Source organism: Bradyrhizobium sp. I71 (assembly GCF_022354745.1).
In the GTDB taxonomy this organism is placed as follows: Bacteria; Pseudomonadota; Alphaproteobacteria; order Rhizobiales; family Xanthobacteraceae; genus Bradyrhizobium; species Bradyrhizobium liaoningense.
This window is the reverse complement of the sequence record NZ_CP059398.1, coordinates 2669344-2690052: the sequence shown is the minus strand read 5'-3', so window position 1 is coordinate 2690052 and position 20709 is coordinate 2669344. Positions and strand designations below refer to the sequence as shown.

At 64.5% G+C, this 20709-nt stretch carries 13 protein-coding genes; 12 read left to right on the top strand and 1 reads right to left on the bottom strand.

Annotated features, from left to right (window positions below):
- Nucleotides 1-480: 480 nt before the first annotated feature.
- Together FJV43_RS13165 and FJV43_RS13160 are read left to right on the top strand one after the other, a co-directional pair.
- Nucleotides 481-4749: a VCBS domain-containing protein gene (locus tag FJV43_RS13165; protein ID WP_239627536.1), complete on the top strand. Its 4269-nt coding sequence runs from the start codon at nucleotides 481-483 to the stop codon at nucleotides 4747-4749.
- A gap of 78 nt (nucleotides 4750-4827) precedes the next feature.
- Nucleotides 4828-7059, top strand: coding sequence for an adenylate/guanylate cyclase domain-containing protein (locus tag FJV43_RS13160; protein ID WP_239627534.1), 2232 nt, complete (start codon nucleotides 4828-4830; stop codon nucleotides 7057-7059).
- A 219-nt stretch (nucleotides 7060-7278) separates the two neighbouring features.
- On the opposite strand, the gene FJV43_RS13155 is transcribed toward FJV43_RS13160, so the two are convergent.
- A complete protein-coding gene (locus tag FJV43_RS13155; protein ID WP_239627532.1) occupies nucleotides 7279-8874 on the bottom strand; it encodes an ABC transporter substrate-binding protein in 1596 nt (531 codons plus the stop codon).
- 199 nt (nucleotides 8875-9073) lie between these two features.
- Here FJV43_RS13155 and FJV43_RS13150 point away from each other — a divergent pair, with 199 nt between their 5' ends.
- From FJV43_RS13150 to FJV43_RS13105, 10 genes are all read left to right on the top strand, one after another.
- A complete protein-coding gene (locus tag FJV43_RS13150; protein ID WP_239627530.1) occupies nucleotides 9074-10735 on the top strand; it encodes an ABC transporter substrate-binding protein in 1662 nt (553 codons plus the stop codon).
- A gap of 198 nt (nucleotides 10736-10933) precedes the next feature.
- Nucleotides 10934-11887, top strand: a complete 954-nt coding sequence (locus FJV43_RS13145) for an ABC transporter permease (RefSeq protein WP_239627528.1) — start codon at nucleotides 10934-10936, stop codon at nucleotides 11885-11887.
- Between the two features lie 234 nt (nucleotides 11888-12121).
- Complete coding sequence (locus FJV43_RS13140; protein ID WP_239627527.1) at nucleotides 12122-13024, top strand: ABC transporter permease; 903 nt, start codon at nucleotides 12122-12124, stop codon at nucleotides 13022-13024.
- Nucleotides 13025-13207: 183 nt separating this feature from the next.
- Complete coding sequence (locus FJV43_RS13135; RefSeq protein ID WP_239627525.1) at nucleotides 13208-14269, top strand: ABC transporter ATP-binding protein; 1062 nt, start codon at nucleotides 13208-13210, stop codon at nucleotides 14267-14269.
- Nucleotides 14266-14463, top strand: coding sequence for a hypothetical protein (locus tag FJV43_RS13130; RefSeq protein ID WP_028179607.1), 198 nt, complete (start codon nucleotides 14266-14268; stop codon nucleotides 14461-14463). Before FJV43_RS13135 ends, FJV43_RS13130 begins: the two co-directional genes overlap by 4 nt.
- Nucleotides 14460-15875 (top strand): amidase, encoded by a 1416-nt coding sequence (locus FJV43_RS13125; RefSeq protein WP_239627523.1) that lies wholly within the window; start codon nucleotides 14460-14462, stop codon nucleotides 15873-15875. The genes FJV43_RS13130 and FJV43_RS13125 overlap by 4 nt, the downstream gene beginning before the upstream one ends.
- On the top strand, nucleotides 15872-16849 hold the full coding sequence (locus FJV43_RS13120; RefSeq protein WP_239627522.1) for an ABC transporter ATP-binding protein: 978 nt from the start codon (nucleotides 15872-15874) through the stop codon (nucleotides 16847-16849). Before FJV43_RS13125 ends, FJV43_RS13120 begins: the two co-directional genes overlap by 4 nt.
- Nucleotides 16850-16956: 107 nt before the next feature.
- Nucleotides 16957-17226, top strand: coding sequence for a GlsB/YeaQ/YmgE family stress response membrane protein (locus tag FJV43_RS13115; protein ID WP_028179604.1), 270 nt, complete (start codon nucleotides 16957-16959; stop codon nucleotides 17224-17226).
- Nucleotides 17227-17582: 356 nt separating this feature from the next.
- The gene (locus FJV43_RS13110; protein ID WP_239627520.1) at nucleotides 17583-19331 is read left to right on the top strand and encodes a type I secretion system permease/ATPase; all 1749 of its coding nucleotides are present in this window, start codon (nucleotides 17583-17585) and stop codon (nucleotides 19329-19331) included.
- A gap of 24 nt (nucleotides 19332-19355) precedes the next feature.
- Nucleotides 19356-20690, top strand: a complete 1335-nt coding sequence (locus tag FJV43_RS13105; RefSeq protein WP_239627519.1) for an HlyD family type I secretion periplasmic adaptor subunit — start codon at nucleotides 19356-19358, stop codon at nucleotides 20688-20690.
- Nucleotides 20691-20709 lie beyond the last annotated feature (19 nt).

The following is a 20709-nucleotide window of genomic DNA, read 5'->3' as shown; positions in this document are numbered from 1 at the left end:
GACAGGCTGAAACAGGCCTGCCCAAATTGCCTAAAATTTTACGATCCCGGAGCTAGGAGGGCGCTGTCGTGATATGGATCCGGTTGCAGGCAGGAGTTGCGAGGTGGCTGATTCTGCGTCCTATGGCTAACGGCGCGCTATTTCACGGGTTCTGTTAGCTAGGTCACAGATCTTGTTCCATATTTGGCGCAGGATGTTGCAGGGCATCAAGCAATGAAGATGACGCAAGTATCTCTTCGACCAATTTTACCAAAAACGACTTGGGATGATGGGGAATGCGTGCATCTAAGCTCGTTTCGACTTCAGAATGCTTGGAGTGTTACTTCAGCTTCTCTGGGAAGGCGCCGGCCTGCGGGGCTCTTACGGCCAAGTGACGCGAAATCACACAAGCAATAGATGGTTTCGCTAAGGACTTGGTAATGCTAAGCAAGCTTAGGCAATGATACTTACTTAAATTTTAACCCTTTTGCGGTGCCCCGGTTGAATTACGCTGGCAAATTCGACGCCGCGACGTCCTTGGACGGCCAGGTTTCCGGTACGTCTGGCCACGTCCATGCCGATTCCCTTGCGGCCAAGCCCTTCATCGCGAAGGGACAGGGCCATGTGCCTGATGGCGCGTTCGTTGTTCCCGATCCCAACCTGATCTTCAACGGCGAGTTCAAGCGCGCCGGCCTTGATCTCGTGCTGTCCCACGAAGGTCAGGAGTTCGTGGTTCACGATTATTTCAGGGGCGAGAAGCGCGCCGCGATTGCCTCGCCTGACGGCGCCCACCTCACCGGCGACATCGTCAATGCCCTCACCGGCCACGTCCAGGTTGCCCAGGCCGCGCCCGGCGCCGCTGCGGCCCAGGTCATCGGCCACGTCACAAAACTCTCCGGCAGTGCGACCGCGATTCGCAACGGCGTCTCGGTCATCCTGAACAACGGCGACAATGTCGAGAAGGGCGACGTGGTCTCGACCGGCGCCGATTCGACGCTCGGCATCACCTTCATCGACGGCACCGTGTTCGGCCTGTCCTCCAATGCGCGGATGGTGCTGAACGAGATGGTCTACGACCCCAACGGGTCGAGCAACTCCTCGCTGCTCAGCCTGGTTGCGGGCACCATCACCTTCGTCGCCGGCGAGACCGCCAAGCATGGCGACATGAAGGTCGACACGCCGGTCGCCACCATGGGCATCCGCGGCACGGCGGTGCTGACCCAGATCAACTTCGTCGTTCCCGCCGGCGGCGGCGATCCGCAGCCGCAGGCGAGCTTCCAGGTGCTGGTCGAGCCGAACGGCACGACCGGCTCCTACATCCTGTTCGACAAGATCACGCTGCTGCCGATCGCGACGGTGAACCAGGCCGGCCAGATGATCCAGATCAGCGGCGGCAACGTCTCCGTCACCAACGCGCTGATGTCGCCGGAGGTGCAGAAGCTGATCACGGACGTGTTCTCGCTGAAGTTCACCGACAACAACACCAATACCAAGCTGACCACGAACTTCACCGACACGATCACGCCGATCAGCCTGGACTTCGTGTTCAAGTCGGGGTCCGGCACTGCCGCAATCGCGACATTCGTCACTCTCAGTGCGCCGCAACGCGACGGCTCCGGCAATTCAACGCAGCAGGCCACCCGTGTTCCCGGCCAGCCGATCGTGCAAAGCTTCGACGCCGGCGGGAATCTAAAGACGGCCTTCGCGCTGACTGAGCGCGCGGGCACGACGGGCGACACGCATGCCGATACGATCACCGGCCTGATCAGATTCGTCGATCAAAACCTCGGCGACCGGCCGACGGTGTCGGTGAGCCTCGCCGAAGCGCCGAACTACGTCTACAAGAGCGCCGGCCAGCAGGACGTTACCGGCTCGCTGACCGAGCTCCAGAAGCAGGGCATCGCAGCGACGCAGATCCAGATCAGCGTCGTTGCCGACCCCGCCAACGAGAACAATGGCTCGGCGGTCTGGACCTACACGATCCCCGACAAGGTCTTCGACTTCCTCGCGGCCGGCGAAACCCTGACGCTGACCTACATGGTGCGGGTCGACACCAATTTCGTGGTGAACCCAGAGTCCAGGTTCATACCGATCACCATCACGATCACGGGTACGAACGACAAGCCCACCGTGGCGACGTCGGGCGGAATCGTCATCGAGAAGGTCGGGACCGGCAATGAGGCTCTGGACACCATCACGGGCACCGTCACCTTCACCGACGTCGATCTGACGGACCGGCCGATCGTGAGCGCGGCGCTCTCTTCCACCCAGCCGTTCAAATATCTCGATGCCGAAGGCAACGACATCACCGCGACGCTGACGCCGCAGCAACTCGCCGCGATCGCGGCCGTCAAGGTGCCGCTGACGGTGGTGCAGGGCGCAGGCAACGGCAACAATGGCTCGGCGACCTGGACCTACAGCGTTTCCGACCATCTCTTCGACTTCCTTGCCGAGGACGAGAAGCTGATCCTCAATTACGTGGTGCAGGTCGATGACGGGCACGGCGGCATCGTCAGCACGCCGCTCACGGTTTCCATCAATGGTGCCGATGTCAATGTCGAGGGCACCAACGACGTACCGACGATCATCGAGGACGATACGACCCCGACCGGCGCAGTGACCGAGGACGATGCGGCGGTCACGCTCGTGGCCAACGGTACCATTGAGTTCAACGATCCCGATCTCACGGACACGCATACCGCAAGCGTCGTCCTAAAGTCGACGACGTCGAGCGCGCATCTGCCCGGCTTCAGCAACGGCACCACGCATATCGGCGCGTTTGCGCTGACGGCGGTGAGCGAGAGTCCCGGCGTCAGTTCGCAAGGGTCGGTCGGCTGGAAATTTACGCTCGACAATAGCGATCCGGTGCTGCAGTCGCTGGCCGAAGGCCAGACCATCACGCAGGTCTACACCGTTACGGTCGACGACCATCACGGAGGGACGGTCACCAAAGACGTCACGGTCACCATCACCGGCACCAATGACGCGCCGACCATCACGAGCGGCGCAGACGCCGCGACGGGGAGCGTCACTGAGGACGCCTCCGCAATGTTGTCGATCGACGGGACGCTGGCGATCCAGGATCTCGACCTGATCGACACCCATACGGCGGAAGCCGTCTTCAAATCGTCCACGTCGAGCGTTCAGCTTCCGGGCTTCGCCACGGGCACGCCGCTCGGCACCTTCTCGATCGACTGCGCGGTTGACGAGTTCAACACCGACACCGACAACAGCGCGACGCTGGGCTGGCATTTCACGCTCGACAACAGCAATGCGGTGCTGCAGTCGCTAGCCGAAGGGCAGACCATCACCCAGGTCTACACGATCACGTTCACCGACAGTTACGGTGCCGAGGTCTCTCAGGACGTGACCGTCACGATCAACGGCGCCAACGACGCGCCGACCATCACCAGCAGCGCCGCAGATTCCACTGGATCGGTGACCGAGGATGCCAGTGCGACGTTGGCGATCTGCGGTACGCTGGCGATCCAGGATCTCGACCTGATCGATACCCACACGGCGGAAGCCGTGTTCAAGTCGTCGTCCGTCAGCTCGGCTCTGCCGGGGTTCGGTGCCGGCGCGAACATCGGCAGCTTCACGATCGATCCGTCGGTGCTCGAATCCAGCACCGATACCAGCAACGGCGCGACGCTGGGCTGGCACTTCAGCCTCGACAACAGCAATGCGCTGCTGCAGTCGTTGGCGCAGGGCCAGACCATCACCCAGGTCTACACCGTCACGTTCGACGACCAGCATGGCGGCAAGGTGAGCCAGGATGTCACCGTCACGATTGCCGGCACGAACGACGCGCCGACGCTCGCCGATCTCGACATTGGTCCGCTCACGGATACTGCCGCGGCCGACACCTTCGCCAATCTCGCTGGCCATTTGTCCGGAACGGATGTCGACAGCGGCGAGACGGCGACGCTGACCTATGCCGTTCTGAACGCAGATCATCATGCGGTGACGACGGTTGCAGGACTGTACGGCTCGCTGACGGTCAACCCCGACGGTAGCTACAGTTACGTTCCCAACGCGACGGCGATCGACGCGCTGCCGGAAGGATTTTATACGGATACGTTCACCGTCCAGACCAAGGACGCTCATGGCGCGACCGGCACGGCAACGCTCACGGTGGACGTGACAGGCGCGAACGACGGGAACGTCGCACCGGTGATCGACGTGAACCAGATCAGCGTATCGCAGGAAGGCGTCCAGGTCCTCATCCACGGCATCACGGTCACCGACGCCGACGCTACTCCCGATGAAACCTTCGCACTCACCGTGGCGGCGGATTCGGGCACTTATGTGGAGCCTGAACCGACGTCCGATACGCTGGCGAGCGTCAATTCAGCACTCCAGGGGCTGACCTATACGGAGCCGAGCGCGGCTGCGACGGACAAGGTCGTGCTCACGGTGACCGACGGCCACGGCGCGACCGATACGGTCAACCTGATCTTCAACCTGACCGAACAAGGCCCGGTGACCCTCGCCAGCACCAACGGCAAGGATGTGCTGTTCGGGACCGGCTATCAGGATCAGTTCGTATTCGCCGCCGACTCTAACCACGACACGATCCTCGATTTTGAGCACGGTCAGGACCACATCAATCTGACGGCGGTTGTGGCGACCGATATCGACTCGGCATGGATAGCCCAGCACGCGGCGGCCTCAGGGGCAGACACCCTGATCACGATCAATGCGACGGACACCATCCTCCTGAAGGGCGTCGCCCAGGTCCAGGCGAGCGACTTCATCGTCCATGCCTGATCGCGGCGCGATGGGCCACGATCGTCTGCAAGCCGATCTGCGCTGCCGCTCGCCGTCAAAGCGTGATATCCAACCTCCATGAAACGTCTCAAGATCCTGCGGCGGTGGTTCGCGCGGAAGTTCGGCCTTGCGCGGCTGATGTGCCTTGCGCTGCTGGTTCTGTTTGCCGGCGTTCGCCTCTGGGATCCGCCGCCGATCCAGGAATTGCGGCTGCGCACTTTCGACATGTTCCAGCTGATCGATCCGCGCCACAAGACGGCGCGGCCGGTCACCATCGTCGACATCGACGACAAGAGCCTCGCCAAGCTCGGCCAGTGGCCGTGGCCGCGGACCCGGATCGCGGATATGATCCAGAACCTCACCAGCAACGGCGCGGTGGCGATCGGCTTCGACGTGGTGTTTTCTGAGCCCGACCGGCTCAATCCGGATCTGGTCGCGGGCCAGATGCGCTCTCTCGACGATGCCACCCGCGCCAAGCTGCGCGAGCTGCCGACCAACGACCAGATCCTCGCCGAGGCGATCAAGCGCTCTCGCGTGGTGCTGGGCGAGACCGGACAGTCGGCGATCTCCTCCGAGATCGACAAGTCGCTGCCGTTCACCGGCATCGCGACGGTTGGTGAGGAGGGCGCCGAGCGCTTCCTGTTCGAATTCCCCGGCCTGCTCCGCAACGTGCCGGTCATCGAGAAGGTCGCGGCCGGCCGCGGCCTGTTCACCATCAAGACCGAGCGCGACGGCCTGATCCGCCGCGTGCCGATGGTGATGCGCGCCCAGGGCAACATCATGCCCTCGCTGAGCCTCGAGATTCTGCGCGTCGCCACGGGCACGCCGACGCTGCTGATCCGGACCGACAAGACCGGCGTTCGGGCCGTTCGCCTCAAGGGCGTCGAGATTCCGACCGACAAGAACGGTCAGCTCTGGGTGCATTATGCGCGCCAGGACCCCTCGATCTACGTCTCGGCGGCCGACGTCCTCGACAACACCGTCCCGCCAGCCAAGCTCGCCGGAAAGCTGGTGCTGGTCGGCACCTCCGCGGTCGGGCTCAATGACATCAAGACCACGCCGGTGTCCTCGACCATGCCCGGGGTCGAGATCCATGCCCAGGTGCTCGAGAGCCTGCTGAGCGGCGCGGTGATTTCCCAGCCGAACTACGCGCTCGGCATCGAATTGATCGCTGCGCTCGTCATCGGCCTGCTCGTCATCATCTTCACCCCGAATCTCGGGCCGGTGCGCCTCGTGCTCGCCGGTGCGACCTTCGCGGCGATCCTGGTCGGCACGTCCTGGTTCTTCTACGCGCAGCGCCGCTACCTCATCGACTTCACCTATCCGCTGCTCTCGACCACGGCGATCTATCTGACGCTGATCTTCGCCAGCTTCGTGCGCGAGCAGCGCCAGCGCGTGCAGATCCGCGGCATGTTCGCGCAATACATGTCGCCGGTGCTGGTCGAGCAGCTGGCGCAGTCGCCGGAAAAGCTCGTGCTCGGCGGCGAGGAGCGCGAGATGACGATCATGTTCTCCGACGTGCGCGGCTTCACCACGATCTCCGAGAGCTACAAGCACGATCCGCAAGGGCTGATCGCGCTGATGAACCGCTTCCTGACGCCGCTGACCGACGTGATCATCGAGCGCAAGGGCTACATCGACAAATACATGGGCGACGCCATCATGGCGTTCTGGAACGCGCCGCTCGACGATGCCGAGCACGAGGTCAATGCCTGCGAGGCGGCGATCCAGATGCTGGAGCAGATCGACGTGGTCAACAAGGAGCGCGAGCAGGAAGCTGCCGACGGCGGCCACATCTACATCCCGCTCAACGTCGGCATCGGTCTCAATACCGGCATCGGCGTCGTCGGCAACATGGGCTCCGACCTGAAGAAGAACTATTCGGTGCTTGGCGACAGCGTGAACCTGGCCTCGCGCCTGGAAGGGCAGACCAAGGAATACGGCTTCCCGATCATCGTCGGATCCAGGACCGCGCTCGCGGCCAAGGAGAAGTTCGCGATCCTCGAGCTCGACTTCATCATGGTCAAGGGCAAGACCGAACCGGAAGTCATCTATGCCATCGCGGGCCGTGAAGACGTGATGCATTCGGGCGCATTCCAGCGCCTGCGCAACATCACCATCGAGATGCTCGGCTGCTACCGCAGCCGCAACTGGCAGGGCGCACTGGACGCGATCGAGCGCGGCCGCCGCAGCGAGGACGCCGACACGCTCGAGAAGCTGTTCAGGCTCTACGAGGTGCGGATTAAGGAATTCCAGGTCAATCCACCGCCCGAGGGCTGGACCGGCGCGTATGCGCTGCTGACGAAGTAGGCTGCAAGTGAGTGGGTTGTGCAGTCACCCACACTCCGTCATTGCGAGGAGCCCTTGCGACGAAGCAATCCAGAATCCCTCCGCGGAAAGATTCTGGATTGCTTCGCTCCGCTCGCAATGACGAGTATCGAGGCGATTGCGCGCGATCATTCCGGGCGATCGTCCCGGCGAAAGCCGCGACGGCCGCGTTCATTGAGCCTGGCGCTCAGCCCGCCGCCCTCACTCCATCCCGATCGTCGTCAGATCCTGGAACCAGTGCTGCGCCTGGACGAACTGCTTGATTTTCGGCGACAGCGCGTGCGGGTTGGTGTCGTGGACTACCCAGACCAGCGTGGCATCGTCCACGATCAGCGCATGCGCCTGGGCCAGCAATGCGTCCTGCTTGGCGCTGTCGAAGGTCTGCTTGGCCTCGTCGATCAGCGCGTCGACCTTCGGGTTCTTGTAGCCGCCCCAGTTGACGCCGACAGGCGCGATCTGCCCGGAATGGAAGAAGCGGACGATGGCGTAGAGCGGGTCCGAGGTGACATAGGCGATGTTGTTGGCGGTGATGCCGGCGTTCATCTCGTCGGCCGCGCCCTTGCGCCAATGCGTATAGAGCGTCTCGAGCTCGACCACCTTGAAATCGATGTCGATGCCGATCTCCTTGAAGCTCTGCTGCAGGAATTCGTTCATCGGCAGCGACAGCATCTGGCCGGTGCCGCCCTGCGCGATGATGAAGGTGGTCTTGAGCGGCTTCGCCTTGGAGTAGCCGGCTTCCTCGACCAGCTTCTTGGCTGCTGCGAGATCATATTTCAGCTCGAAAGTGGGCTTCCCGAACCACGGGCTCGACGGGTCGACCTGGCCCTTGGCTGGCTTGGCCAGCCCGTTCATCAGGCCGACCACCGCCTCGCGATCGATCGCAAGGTTGAGCGCCTTGCGCAGGCGGATGTCGGTCCAGGGCGAGCCGGGCAGCACGCTGAGATGATAGTTCCAGACATGCGGCGTGACGTTGTCGACGAGCTTCATGCCGGCCGCTTTCAGCTGCGGCACGGCATCCGGCGCCGGCGTCTCGATCAGGTCGACTTGTCCCGCAAGCAGCGCATTGGTGCGCGTCAACGCTTCCGGCATCGGCACCAGCACGATCTTGTCAGCCTTCGGAATCCGCTTCTTGTTCCAGTAGTCGGGGTTCTTGGTCAGCTCGGCGAGCTCGCGCGGCACCAGCTTGGTCAATTTGAACGGGCCGGTGCCCGAGGGCTGGCTGGCGAACTTGTCCCAATCCTTGCCGAGCTTTTCATACTGTGCCGGGCTCGACACCAGGAACCACAGCATCTGATACGGGAAGAAGGAATCGACCGTCTTGGTGGTGATCTCCACGGTGAAGTCGTCGATCTTGGCGTAGCTGGCGACCGAGGGCAGGCGGGTCTTCACCTGCGCGCTCTGCCGCTTGTCGAATTGCGGCGCCTTGTCGTTGAGCACCTTGTCCAGATTCCAGATCACCGCATCGGCGTTGAACTCGCTGCCGTCGTGAAACTTCACGCCCTTGCGAAGCGTGAAGCGCCACTTGGTCTTGTCGGCATCGTCGACTTTCCATTCGGTGGCGAGGCCCGGCACCAGCTTGCCGGGGCGATCGGCGACGTCCATCTCCCAGGCGACCAAGGGATCGTAGATCGTGTAGGCCGTGAATTGGTAGGCGCCGGCGCCGCGATCGGGCTGGCCCGTCGTCAGCGGGATGTCCGCCATCGAGATGCCGTAACGCACCACCGTTTCGGCGCGCGCCGAGATTGCGGAAACTGCCAGCGCAAGCACGGCGAGACAGGTCGACAGACGAATATGCATGAATCAAAGCTCCAGGGAGGATCTGGGGCCGAACCTGCAATCTTGATGCCAGAATAGGCAGTGCGCCGATTTCGCCGGTGCGTCATCACAAGTACTTGTCGTCGCGGAGGCAATTTGCAGAATAAGTTTCTCCTTGGCATAGCCATTGCATACGAGTGCATCAAAATTAATCATCGAAAGCCGGAAAAGGACTGAGGCGATGCTTATCAAGAAGAACAAGACCCGCGCGGCGCTGATCGCGCTGTTGGCGCTCGGGAGCGTGGCCGCATGGCCGCGGGCGGTCAGCGCCGAGACCGTGCTGCGCATCGGCATGACCGCTGCCGATATTCCGCGCACCCTGGGTCAGCCCGATCAGGGCTTTGAAGGCAATCGCTTCACCGGCCTCACCATGTACGACGCGCTGACCGGCTGGGACCTGTCCTCTGCCGACAAGGCGAGCGTCGTGATCCCCGGTCTTGCCACCGAGTGGAAGGTCGACGATGCCGACAAGACCAAGTGGACCTTCAAGCTGCGCCCCGGCGTCACTTTCCATGACGGCTCGCCGTTCAACGCCGATGCCGTCGTGTGGAACGTCGAAAAGGTGCTGAAGCAGGACGCGCCGCAATTCGACGCCAGCCAGGTCGGCGTCACCGCCTCGCGCATGCCGACGCTGGCCTCGGCAAAGAAGATCGACGACATGACGGTCGAGCTCACCACCAAGGAGCCCGACAGCTTCCTGCCGATCAACCTCACCAACCTGTTCATGGCGAGCCCGGCGAAGTGGCAGGCCTTCTACGACAAGGCTGAAGGCGCCGATGCCAAGGCGAAGTCGCAGGCCGCCTGGACCGCGTTCGCCAAGGACGCCTCGGGCACCGGCCCGTGGAAGATGTCGAGCTTCACGCCGCGCGAACGGCTCGAGCTGGTCAAGAACGCGAACTATTGGGACAAGGCGCGCGTGCCCAAGATCGACAAGATGGTGCTCCTGCCGATGCCGGAGGCAAATGCGCGCACCGCAGCGCTGCTCTCGGGACAGGTCGACTGGGTCGAGGCACCGGCACCCGACGCGCTGCCCGAGCTCAAGCAGCGCGGCTTCAAGCTCTACGCCAACGAGCAGCCGCACGTCTGGCCATGGCAATTCTCGCGCGTCGAGGGCTCGCCCTGGAACGACATCCGCGTGCGCAAGGCGGCGAACCTCTGCGTCGATCGCGAAGGCCTCAGGGACGGCCTGCTCGCCGGCCTGATGGTGCCCGCGACCGGCACCTTCGAGCCCGGCCATCCCTGGCGCGGCAAGCCGACCTTCGAGATCAAGTACGACAAGGCGGCAGCGCAAAAGCTGATGCAGGAAGCGGGCTTCGGTCCCAACAAGAAGCTGACGGTCAAGACGCAGACGTCCGCGTCCGGCTCGGGACAGATGCAGCCGCTGGCGATGAACGAATATCTCCAGCAGGCCCTCGCCGAATGCTATTTCGATGTGAAGCTCGACGTCATCGAGTGGAACACGTTGTTCACCAACTGGCGCCGCGGCGCCAAGGACCCCTCGGCCAACGGCTCGAACGCGACCAACGTGACCTATGCGGCGATGGACCCGTTCTTCGCCCTGGTGCGCTTCCTGCAATCGGGCATGGCGCCGCCGGTCTCGAACAATTGGGGCTTCATCAACAACCCCAAATTCGACGAGCTGGTGAAGAAGGCGCGTCAGACCTTCGATCCCGCCGCACGTGATGCCGCGCTCGCCGAACTGCATGCGGCCTCCGTCGACGACGCGGCGTTCCTCTACGTCGCCCATGACGTCGGCCCGCGCGCGATGAGCCCGAAGGTGACGGGCGTCGTGCAGCCGAAGAGCTGGTTCATCGACTTTTCGCCGGTGTCGATCAAGCAGTAGTCTCGACTTGCTCAGTGCACCCTCTCCCCTTTGTGGGAGAGGGTGGATCGCCGCGACAGCGGCGAGACGGGTGAGGGGTCTCTCTCCGCGAAGGGACTCTATCTCTCGTTTGAAATGCTGTAACCGCGGAAACAACCCCTCATCCGGCGCTTCGCGCCACCTTCTCCCACAAGGGGAGAAGGGAAGAAAAGAGACAACGTGCTCGCCTATATCGCCCGACGCATCGTCTATGTCGTCCCGATCGTCATCAGCGTGGCGCTGGTGTGCTTCCTGCTCGTGCATATCACGCCGGGCGATCCGCTCGTTGCGGTGCTGCCGGCCGATGCATCGCAGGAGCTCGCGGCGCAGCTTCGCGCCGCGTATGGCTTCGACCGGCCGCTGCCGGTGCAGTTCGGCCTGTGGCTCTTGCGCGCGCTGCATGGCGATCTCGGCAACTCCATCGCGACGGGCCGCCCCGTGCTGGCCGAGGTCATGCGTGCGGTCGGCAACACGGTCACGCTCGCGATTGCCGCGGCCATCATCGGCTTCACGATGGGCATCCTGCTCGGCTTGATCGCCGGCTATTTTCGCGAGACCTGGATCGACAAGGTCGCAACGTCCTTTGCCATCGCCGGCGTCTCCGTGCCGCATTACTGGCTCGGCATGCTGCTCGTCATCATCTTCTCGGTTCAGCTCAACTGGCTGCCCGCCGTCGGCGCCGGGCCCAGCGGCTCCAATTCCTGGGCCTGGGACTGGGCGCATCTGAAATATCTCGTGCTGCCGGCAATCACGACATCGGTGATTCCCATGGGCATCGTCACCCGCACGGTGCGTGCCCTCACCGGTGACATTCTCTCGCAGGACTTCGTCGAAGCCTTGCGGGCCAAGGGTCTGCACGAGCGCGGTGTGTTCCGCCACGTCGTCAAGAACGCCGCGCCCACTGCGCTTGCCGTGATGGGTCTTCAGCTCGGTTACATGCTCGGCGGCTCGATCCTGATCGAGACCGTATTCTCCTGGCCGGGATCGGGCTTCCTGCTCAACTCCGCGATCTTCCAGCGTGACCTGCCGCTGCTGCAGGGCACAATCCTGATCCTGGCGCTGTTCTTCGTGTTCCTCAATCTGCTGGTCGACATCGCCCAAGCCGCGATCGACCCGCGCATCAAGCGGGGCTAGTCAGATGAGCCCAGCTGCAGCCACACAAAAGGTCCGCCCCCTCCCCCGCCTGCGGGGGAGGGTTGGGGAGAGGGTGTCTCCTCAATCGAGAACCCCCAAGAGGAGAGAACCCTCACCCGGCGCGCGGGACGATGCTTCGCATCGCCCGGAGCGCCGACCTCTCCCGCAAGCGGGAGAGGTGCACTGCCGCCTTGGCGCGCGCCGGACCCACCAATACGCACCGGGAGCCGGCCAATGAGCGAGCTTCCGTTGTCCGCCACCGCGGACGCCGCGCTCCAGGCCGCGCCCGCGACCAAGGCGCGCGGCTATTGGGCGACCGTCGGCCGCCGCATCATGCGCGACAAGGTCAGCATGGCCTGCGCGCTGGTGCTGCTGCTGATCTTCCTCTCCGCGGTCCTTGCGCCATGGCTGGGTCTCGAAGATCCCTACAAGGGCTCGATGATCCGCCGCCTGCGCCACATCGGCACGGCCGGCTATCCGCTCGGCACCGACGAACTCGGCCGCGATATGCTGGCGCGGCTGATCTACGGCGGCCGGCTGTCGCTGGTCATCGGCATCCTGCCCGTGATTCTCGCCTTCTGCATCGGCACCTCGCTCGGCATCATTGCCGGCTATGTCGGCGGCAAGCTCAACACCGCGATCATGCGCACGGTCGACGTGTTCTATGCCTTTCCGTCCGTGCTGCTGGCGATCGCGATCTCCGGCGCGCTCGGGGCCGGCATCCTCAATTCCATCGTGTCGTTGACGGTGGTGTTCGTGCCGCAGATCACCCGCGTCGCCGAGAGCGTCACGACGGGCGTGCGCAACATGGATTTCGTCGAAGCCGCGCGCGCCTCCGGTGCCGGGCCCTTTACCATCATGCGCGTGCACATCCTCGGCAACGTGCTCGGCGCGATCTTCGTCTATGCCACGAGCCTGATCTCGGTCTCGATGATCCTGGCGGCCGGTCTCTCTTTCCTCGGTCTCGGCACGAAACCGCCGGAGCCGGAATGGGGCCTGATGCTGAACACGCTGCGGACCGCGATCTACGTCAATCCCTGGGTCGCGGCATTGCCGGGCGCGATGATCTTCGCGGTCTCGATCTGCTTCAACCTGCTCTCGGACGGCCTGCGCAGCGCCATGGACATCAGGAATTAAAGCCATGAGAGGGATTCTGATTGCGGCGATGCCGGTGCCACACCTCTCCCATAGGGAGAGGTCGGATTGCATCGTTAGATGCAATCCGGGTGAGGGGCTACACTCCACCGAGTTTGCCGCTCCCCCTCACCCGCGCCTTCGGCGCGACCTCTCCCCGATGGGGAGAGGTGGGAGTCCGCGGCTATGAGCGAGAGCACCACATCCGTTGAAATGCTGGAGCCGGTCGAGGACGTCGGCGGCGTCGCGCAGCCGCTGCTTCAGGTCAACGGCCTGACGAAACATTTCCCGGTGCGCGGTGGGCTGTTCGCCGCCAAGCGTACCGTGCGCGCCGTCGACAACGTCTCGTTCACTGTCGCCAAGGGCGAGACGGTCGGCATCGTCGGCGAGTCCGGCTGCGGCAAGTCCACCACTGCGCGGCTGCTGATGCATCTGATGCCGCGTGACGACGGCGACATCATCTATGACGGCATGACCGTTGGCCAATCGCTGAGCCTGCGCGAATTGCGCCGCGGCATGCAGATGGTGTTCCAGGACTCCTACGCCTCGCTCAATCCGCGCCTCACCATCGAGGAATCGATCGCCTTCGGCCCCAAGGTGCACGGCATGGCCGACGCCACGGCACGCGCGCTCGCGCGCGAGCTGCTCGGCAAGGTCGGCTTGCGTCCGGAAACATTCGCCAACCGCTATCCACACGAGATCTCCGGCGGCCAGCGCCAGCGCGTCAATATCGCGCGGGCACTGGCGCTGTCGCCGCGGCTGGTGATCCTGGACGAAGCCGTCTCGGCGCTCGACAAATCGGTCGAGGCGCAGGTGCTCAATCTCCTGGCCGATCTCAAGCGCGAGTTCGGCCTGACCTATCTGTTCATCAGCCACGACCTCAACGTCGTCCGTTACATCTCCGATCGCGTGCTGGTGATGTATCTCGGCGAGGTCGTCGAGCTTGGCCCGGTCGACCAGGTCTGGGACGCGCCTGCCCATCCCTACACGCGTGCCCTTCTCGCGGCGATGCCGTCATCGGATCCGGACAACCGCACCGAGACGCCGCCGATATCAGGCGATCCGCCCAATCCGATCGATCCGCCCTCGGGCTGCCGCTTCCACACCCGATGTCCGTTTGCGGAGCCGCTCTGCGCAAACGCGACACCAAAGCTCACCGCGCTCGATAGAATGGGCCACGAGGCCGCGTGCTACATGGCGATACCGGGTTCAGGCCATAGCCGCGCGCCCAGGGAGAAGACCGCATGACCAGACCGACACCGAAAGACATCAAGCCGATCGCGCTGGTTGCAGGCGTGCCCGTGGACGACGAGATCGCAACCCGCATTTCCAATGCCATCGGACCTGCCTTCGAGGGCTTCGCGGCCATTGCCGGCACGCTGCCGTTCGACCTCGAGCCCGCCGGCTATGTGCTCGCACAGACGCAGAAGGTGTCGAAATGAGCACCGAACCCGCATTGATGACGCTCACCGAGGTCGCGCGTGCGATCGCGATGAAGCAGCTGTCCTCGCATGAGGTGACGCGCGCGCTGTTGCATCGCATCGCGCAGTGGCAGCCGCACCTCAATGCCTTCATGTCGATCGAGGCGGAGGCTGCGTTGAAGGCGGCCGATGCAGCCGATGCCGAGCTTGCCAAGGGCAACGTCCGTGGTCCGCTGCACGGCGTGCCGCTCGCGCACAAGGATATGTACTACGACGCGGGTCACGTCGCGACCTGTGGCTCGCTGATCCGCCGCGACTTCGTGCCGACCGTGACCTCCACGGCCTTGCAGCGGTTGAAGGACGCCGGCCAGGTCCGTCTCGGCACGCTGCATCTCGCCGAATTCGCCTATGGGCCGACCGGGCACAACGCCCATTACGGCCCGGTGCGCAATCCCTGGAATGTCGCCCACATCACCGGCGGGTCGTCATCCGGCTCGGGCTCCGCGGTCGCCGCGCGCCTGACCTATGCGGCGCTCGGCTCGGATACCGGCGGCTCGATCCGCATGCCCGCGCATTTCTGCGGCGTCACCGGTCTCAAGACCACGGTGGGCCGCGTCAGCCGCGCCGGCGCGATGCCGCTGTCGCAATCGCTCGACACGGTCGGCCCGCTGGCCCGCACTGCCGAGGACTGCGCGCTGTTGCTTGCGCTGATGGCCGGCCCCGATCCCGCCGATTCGACCTGCAGCCACGAGCCGCTGTCGGATTACGTCGGGGCGACCAAAGGCGCGCTGAAGGGCCTGAAGATCGGCGTGCCGGTCTCCTTCTATGTCGACGATCTCGACAGCGAGGTTGCGCGCGTGCTGGACGAGACCATCGCAGTGCTCAAGCGCGAGGGCGCCGACATCGTCAAGGTCGAGCTGCCGGACCAGCGGCAATTGTCCTCGGCCAGCCAGCTCGTGCTTGCCGCGGAAGCCGCCGCCTTCCACAAGCGCTGGATGATCGAGCGTCCGCAGGATTATGGCGCGCAGGTCCTGATGCGGCTCCAGAACGGCCTCGCCGTTCCCGCCATCACCTATCTCGAGGCCATGCGCTGGCGCGGGCCGGCGCTCGCCGCGCACGACGCCGCGACGTCAGGCGTCGATGCGGTGATCGCTCCGGCCTCGCCCGTGCCAGCGCCGACGATCGAGGAGAGCGACGTCGGCGGCGGCCCGAACGCGCCGGCGCTGTTGCAGCGGCTCACGCTGTTCACCCGCCCGGTGAATTTTCTCGGCCTGCCGTCGCTCACAGTGCCCTCCGGCTTCACGAAGACCGGCCTGCCGGTCGGGATGCAGCTGATCGGTCGCTCCTTCGACGAGGCGACCTTGCTCACCATCGGCGCGGCCTTCCAGCGCGCCACCGACTATCACGATCGATTGCCGAAACTGCCGTCATGACAAAGCTGGTCGAGATCTCGGGCCTCAACATCCGCTTCACCGGCGAGCGCACGGTCTATGCCGTGAACGATCTCAGCCTCTCGCTCGGCAACAGCGAGGTGCTGGGCCTGCTCGGAGAGTCCGGTTCCGGCAAGAGCGTGACACTGCGTGCGCTGATGCGGCTGCTGCCGAAGAAGCGTACGCAGATCACTGGCACGGTCAACGTGCTGGGCCGCGACGTGCTCGCCATGAACGACGAGGAGCTGTCGTCGTTTCGCGGCCAGACCGTGTCGATGATCTTCCAGGAGCCGGCGCTCGCGCTCGATCCGGTCTACACCATCGGCGCGCAGATCGCCGAAAGCGTCGTGCGCCACGAAGGCAAGAGTTTCGCGGAGGGCAGGGCGCGGGCGCTCGAAATGCTCGAGGTCGTGCGCATCCCCTCGGCGAAGCGAAGGCTGGATGCCTATCCGCACGAGATGTCGGGCGGCATGCGTCAGCGCGCGATGATCGCGCTCGCGCTCGCCTGCCGTCCCAAGATCCTGCTGGCGGACGAGCCGACCACGGCGCTCGATGCCACCGTGCAGATCCAGATCCTGTTGCTGCTGCGCGAGCTGCAGCGCGAATTCGGCATGTCCGTCATCTTCGTTACCCATGACATCGGCGTCGCCATCGAGATCTGCGACCGCGTCGCGGTGATGTATGCCGGCCAGATCGTGGAGCAGGGCACGCTTCGCGATATCGTCCGCTCCCCGGTGCATCCCTACGCCAAGGGCCTGCTCGCCTCGACCATCCATGGCGCCAAGCGCGGCGCCCGCCTGGAGACCATTCCTGGCACCCCGCCCTCGCTGGCGGAGAAGCCGCACAATTGCTCCTTCGCTCCCCGCTGCAAGCTCGCAGAGCCGCGCTGCCTGGAGCAATTGCCCGCGAATGTCGAGGTCGGCCCGGGCAGGGCGGCGAGATGCGTGCTGGCGCAGCCGGTCACCGTGGTGTCATAGTCCCGGATGAGTTGGGCTAGGCTGCGCGAGCCTCGCCGCCAGTATTCACACCTTATTCATCCCGGTTCGCGTTCCATGGCTCTCTTCACGGAGAGGGGACCGCACTGATGCACATTTCCAACGAAGGCCTGCTCGTCATCCTGTTCGTCGGCCTGGTCGCCGGCTGGCTCGCCGGCAAGGTGGTGCGCGGGACCGGGTTCGGAATCATCGGCGACATCGTGGTCGGCATCGCCGGCGCGCTGGTGGCGAGCTTCCTGTTTCCGAAGCTCGGCATTCGTCTCGGCACAGGGCTCGTCTCCGAAATCGTCTACTCCGCCATCGGCGCCGTCATTCTGCTGGTTGTCGTGCGCCTGGTGCGTGGCGGGGGCAGGTTCTAAGCATGATCCGGAAAAGTGCGCAGCGGTTTTCCGAAAAGATCATGCTTAAACAACAACCTAAAGCGCGATGACGATTCATCCTAATCGCATCGCGCTTTAGCCCGCATTCGGCAGGGGGAACTTCCAGCCTCTCCGTTTTCCCGGAAGAGGCTGAAAGCCTGCAAGAAAAAGCCGCAAGCCTGTGAAATTCCGGGCTTGCGCGGGAGGTCATCAGGGGTAGATGTGGCCTCATCAGGGCTCTGGATGAGCTCGGCTGCGTTGGACGCCGGGCAAACATGATGTTAATCCGGGGCGAGTACCCTGAATTGCCCGTGAAATCAGGGGCTTTGCCCCCTTAGTCGAAAGAGATCAGACTGATGGCAGCCATCCCTGGCGTCCGCCGTTCAGAGCTCGGTGACGCCTTGCGCGCTTGTCGCACGGCATTCATCGGCGTCGGCTTGATGAGCTGCATGATCAACCTGCTCTATCTGACCGGGTCGATCTTCATGCTGGAGGTCTACGACCGGGTGCTGCCGAGCCGCAGCATCCCGACCCTGGTCGGTCTCATCATCCTCGCCAGCTTCCTCTACATGGCGCAGGGCGTGCTCGACATGATTCGCAACCGCATCCTGGGGCGGATCGGTACGTCGCTCGACGAGGCCCTCAACAAGCGCGTGTTCGACACCATCGTGCGCCTGCCGCTTCTGGTCGGCAGCCGCAACGAGGGCCTCCAGCCGCTACGCGACCTCGACAATGTCCGTTCCTTCCTCGGCGGCATGGGCCCGAGCGCATTCTTCGATCTGCCCTGGCTGCCGCTCTATCTCGCCATCTGCTTCGCCTTCCACGTCCTGATCGGCGTCACCGCGCTGGTCGGCGCCATCATCCTGGTCGGCCTGACGCTGGTCACCGAGTTCATGTCCCGCCAGCCGGCACGCGAGGCGATGGGGCTCGCCGCCCAGCGCAACGATCTCGCCCAGGCCAGCCGCCGCAACGCCGAGGTGATGGTGTCGATGGGCATGGCCGGACGGATGAACCAGCGCTGGAGCGAGGCCAACGAAAAATATCTCGCCGGCAATCAGCGTGCGAGCGACGTCGCCGGTGGTCTCGGCGCGATCGCAAAGGTACTGCGCATGATGCTGCAATCGGCCGTGCTCGCGGTCGGCGCCTATCTCGTCATCCACCAGGAGGCGACGGCCGGCATCATCATTGCCGGCTCGATCCTCTCCGCCCGCGCGCTCGCTCCGGTCGATCTTGCCATTGCGCATTGGAAATCCTTCGTCGCCGCACGCCAGAGCTGGCACCGCCTCACCCGCCTGTTGGAGCAGATGCCGGCGCAGGCGATGCCGACCCAGTTGCAGGCGCCCACCAGCCGGCTCTCGGTCGAAGGCGTCGCCATGGTGCCGCCCGGCGATCAGCGTCTCGTGGTGCAGGACGTCACCTTCGCGCTCGCCGCCGGCAACGGCCTCGGCGTGATCGGCCCGAGCGGCTCCGGCAAGTCGTCATTGATCCGCGCGCTGGTCGGGGTCTGGCAGCCGGTGCGCGGCAAGGTACGGCTCGACGGGGCGGCGCTCGATCAATGGTCGTCCGACATGCTCGGCCGCCACATCGGCTATTTGCCGCAGGACGTCGAATTGTTCGGCGGCACCATCGCGCAGAACATCAGCCGGTTCGATCCCGAGGCGACCTCCGACGCGATCATCGCCGCGGCCAAGGAGGCCGGCGTGCACGAGATGATCATCAAGATGCGCGAGGGCTACAACACGCAAGTGGGCGAGCAGGGCGCAGCGCTCTCCGCGGGCCAGGCGCAGCGCGTGGCGCTGGCGCGCGCGCTCTACGGCAGGCCGTTCCTGGTCGTGCTCGACGAGCCCAACTCCAACCTCGACACCGAAGGCGACGAGGCGCTGACCCGCGCCATCCGTGCCGCGCGCGAACGCGGTGCCATCGTCGTCGTGGTGGCGCACCGCCCGATCGGCGTCGAGGCGGTCGACCAGATCCTGGTGCTGCGCGACGGCCGCATGCAGGCGTTCGGCCCCAAGGAGCAGGTGCTCGCCCAGGTGCTGCAGCCGCGCGCGACGCCGCCGGCACCGATCAAGATCGTCAGCGAAGGCGGAGTGGCCAAGTCATGAGCAGCAAGTCATGAGCAGCAAGTCATGAGCACGTTGGCTATCGGCGGAACGAAGCCCCCCGCCAAGAAGACTGTAGGTGATTCCATCAGGTTTCACCTGGTCCTTGGCCTCGCCATCGTGGTGGTCCTGGTCGTCGGGCTCGGCGGCTGGGCGTCGACCGTCTTGATCTCGGGCGCGCTGATCGCGCCGGGGCAGATCGTGGTCGAATCCAACGTCAAGAAGGTGCAGCATCCGACCGGCGGCGTGGTCGGCGAGGTGCGTGCCCGCGACGGCGACCGGGTCAAGGCCGGCGACATCGTGGTGCGGCTCGACGACACCGTGACCAAGGCCAACCTTGCCATCGTCACCAAGAATCTCGACGCCGCGCAAGCGCGCGCGGCGCGACTCCAGGCCGAGCAACGCGGTCTCGACAGCATCGAGTTCCCGCAAACGCTGATCGAGCGCGCCGGCGATCCCGAGCTCAAGGTGCTGCTCTCCGCCGAAACCAAGCTGTTCGACGTCCGCGTCAACGGCCGCACCGGGCAGAAGGCGCAGCTGCGCGAGCGCATCACGCAGCTCAACGAGGAGATCTCCGGTCTCAGCGCCCAGGAGAAGGCCAAGGACCAGGAGATCGCACTGGTGCAGAACGAACTCACCGGCGTGCGCGAGCTTTACGAAAAGCGCCTGGTGCAGATCTCGCGCCTGACCCAGCTCGAACGCGACTCGGCACGTCTCAACGGCGAGCGCGCGCAGTACATCGCCTCGCGCGCCCAGGCCAAGGGCAAGATCACCGAGACCGAGCTCCAGATCATACAGATCGACAAGGACGTGGTCAGCGAGGTCTCCAAGGACCTGCGCGAGACCAACGACAAGATCGGCGAGCTGATCGAGCGCAAGGTCGCTGCCGAAGACCAGCTCCGCCGCATCGACATCCGCGCGCCGCAGGACGGCATGGTGCTGCAATCGACCGTGCACACCGTCGGCGGCGTCGTCACGGCCGGCGATACCTTGATGCTGATCGTTCCGCAGGCCGACGATCTCCAGGTCGAGGCCAAGGTCAATCCGGTCGATATCGACAAGCTCCAGATCGGCCAGAAGACGCTGCTGCGCCTCTCCGCGTTCAACCAGCGCACCACGCCTGAGCTCAACGGCGTCGTCAGCCGCGTCTCGCCCGACGTCACCACCGACCAGCGCACCGGCCAGGGCTACTACACCATCCGCGTCTCGATGCCGCCCGAGGAGATCGCCCGCCTCGGGGACGTCAAGATGATTCCCGGCATGCCGGTGGAGGCCTTCGTCCAGACCGGCGACCGCACCATGCTGTCCTATCTGATGAAGCCGCTGCACGACCAGCTGATGCGCGCTTTCCGGGAGAAGTGACGCGCGAAGGCGCGTCATC

Coding starts and splice junctions, on each gene's coding strand:
- FJV43_RS13125 (WP_239627523.1), top strand. CDS start 14,460: ATGAGCACCGAACCCGCATTGATGACGCTCACCGAGGTCGCGCGTGCG.
- FJV43_RS13135 (WP_239627525.1), top strand. CDS start 13,208: ATGAGCGAGAGCACCACATCCGTTGAAATGCTGGAGCCGGTCGAGGAC.
- FJV43_RS13105 (WP_239627519.1), top strand. CDS start 19,356: ATGAGCACGTTGGCTATCGGCGGAACGAAGCCCCCCGCCAAGAAGACT.
- FJV43_RS13120 (WP_239627522.1), top strand. CDS start 15,872: ATGACAAAGCTGGTCGAGATCTCGGGCCTCAACATCCGCTTCACCGGC.
- FJV43_RS13160 (WP_239627534.1), top strand. CDS start 4,828: ATGAAACGTCTCAAGATCCTGCGGCGGTGGTTCGCGCGGAAGTTCGGC.
- FJV43_RS13115 (WP_028179604.1), top strand. CDS start 16,957: ATGCACATTTCCAACGAAGGCCTGCTCGTCATCCTGTTCGTCGGCCTG.
- FJV43_RS13110 (WP_239627520.1), top strand. CDS start 17,583: ATGGCAGCCATCCCTGGCGTCCGCCGTTCAGAGCTCGGTGACGCCTTG.
- FJV43_RS13150 (WP_239627530.1), top strand. CDS start 9,074: ATGCTTATCAAGAAGAACAAGACCCGCGCGGCGCTGATCGCGCTGTTG.
- FJV43_RS13155 (WP_239627532.1), bottom strand. CDS start 8,874: ATGCATATTCGTCTGTCGACCTGTCTCGCCGTGCTTGCGCTGGCAGTT.
- FJV43_RS13140 (WP_239627527.1), top strand. CDS start 12,122: ATGAGCGAGCTTCCGTTGTCCGCCACCGCGGACGCCGCGCTCCAGGCC.
- FJV43_RS13130 (WP_028179607.1), top strand. CDS start 14,266: ATGACCAGACCGACACCGAAAGACATCAAGCCGATCGCGCTGGTTGCA.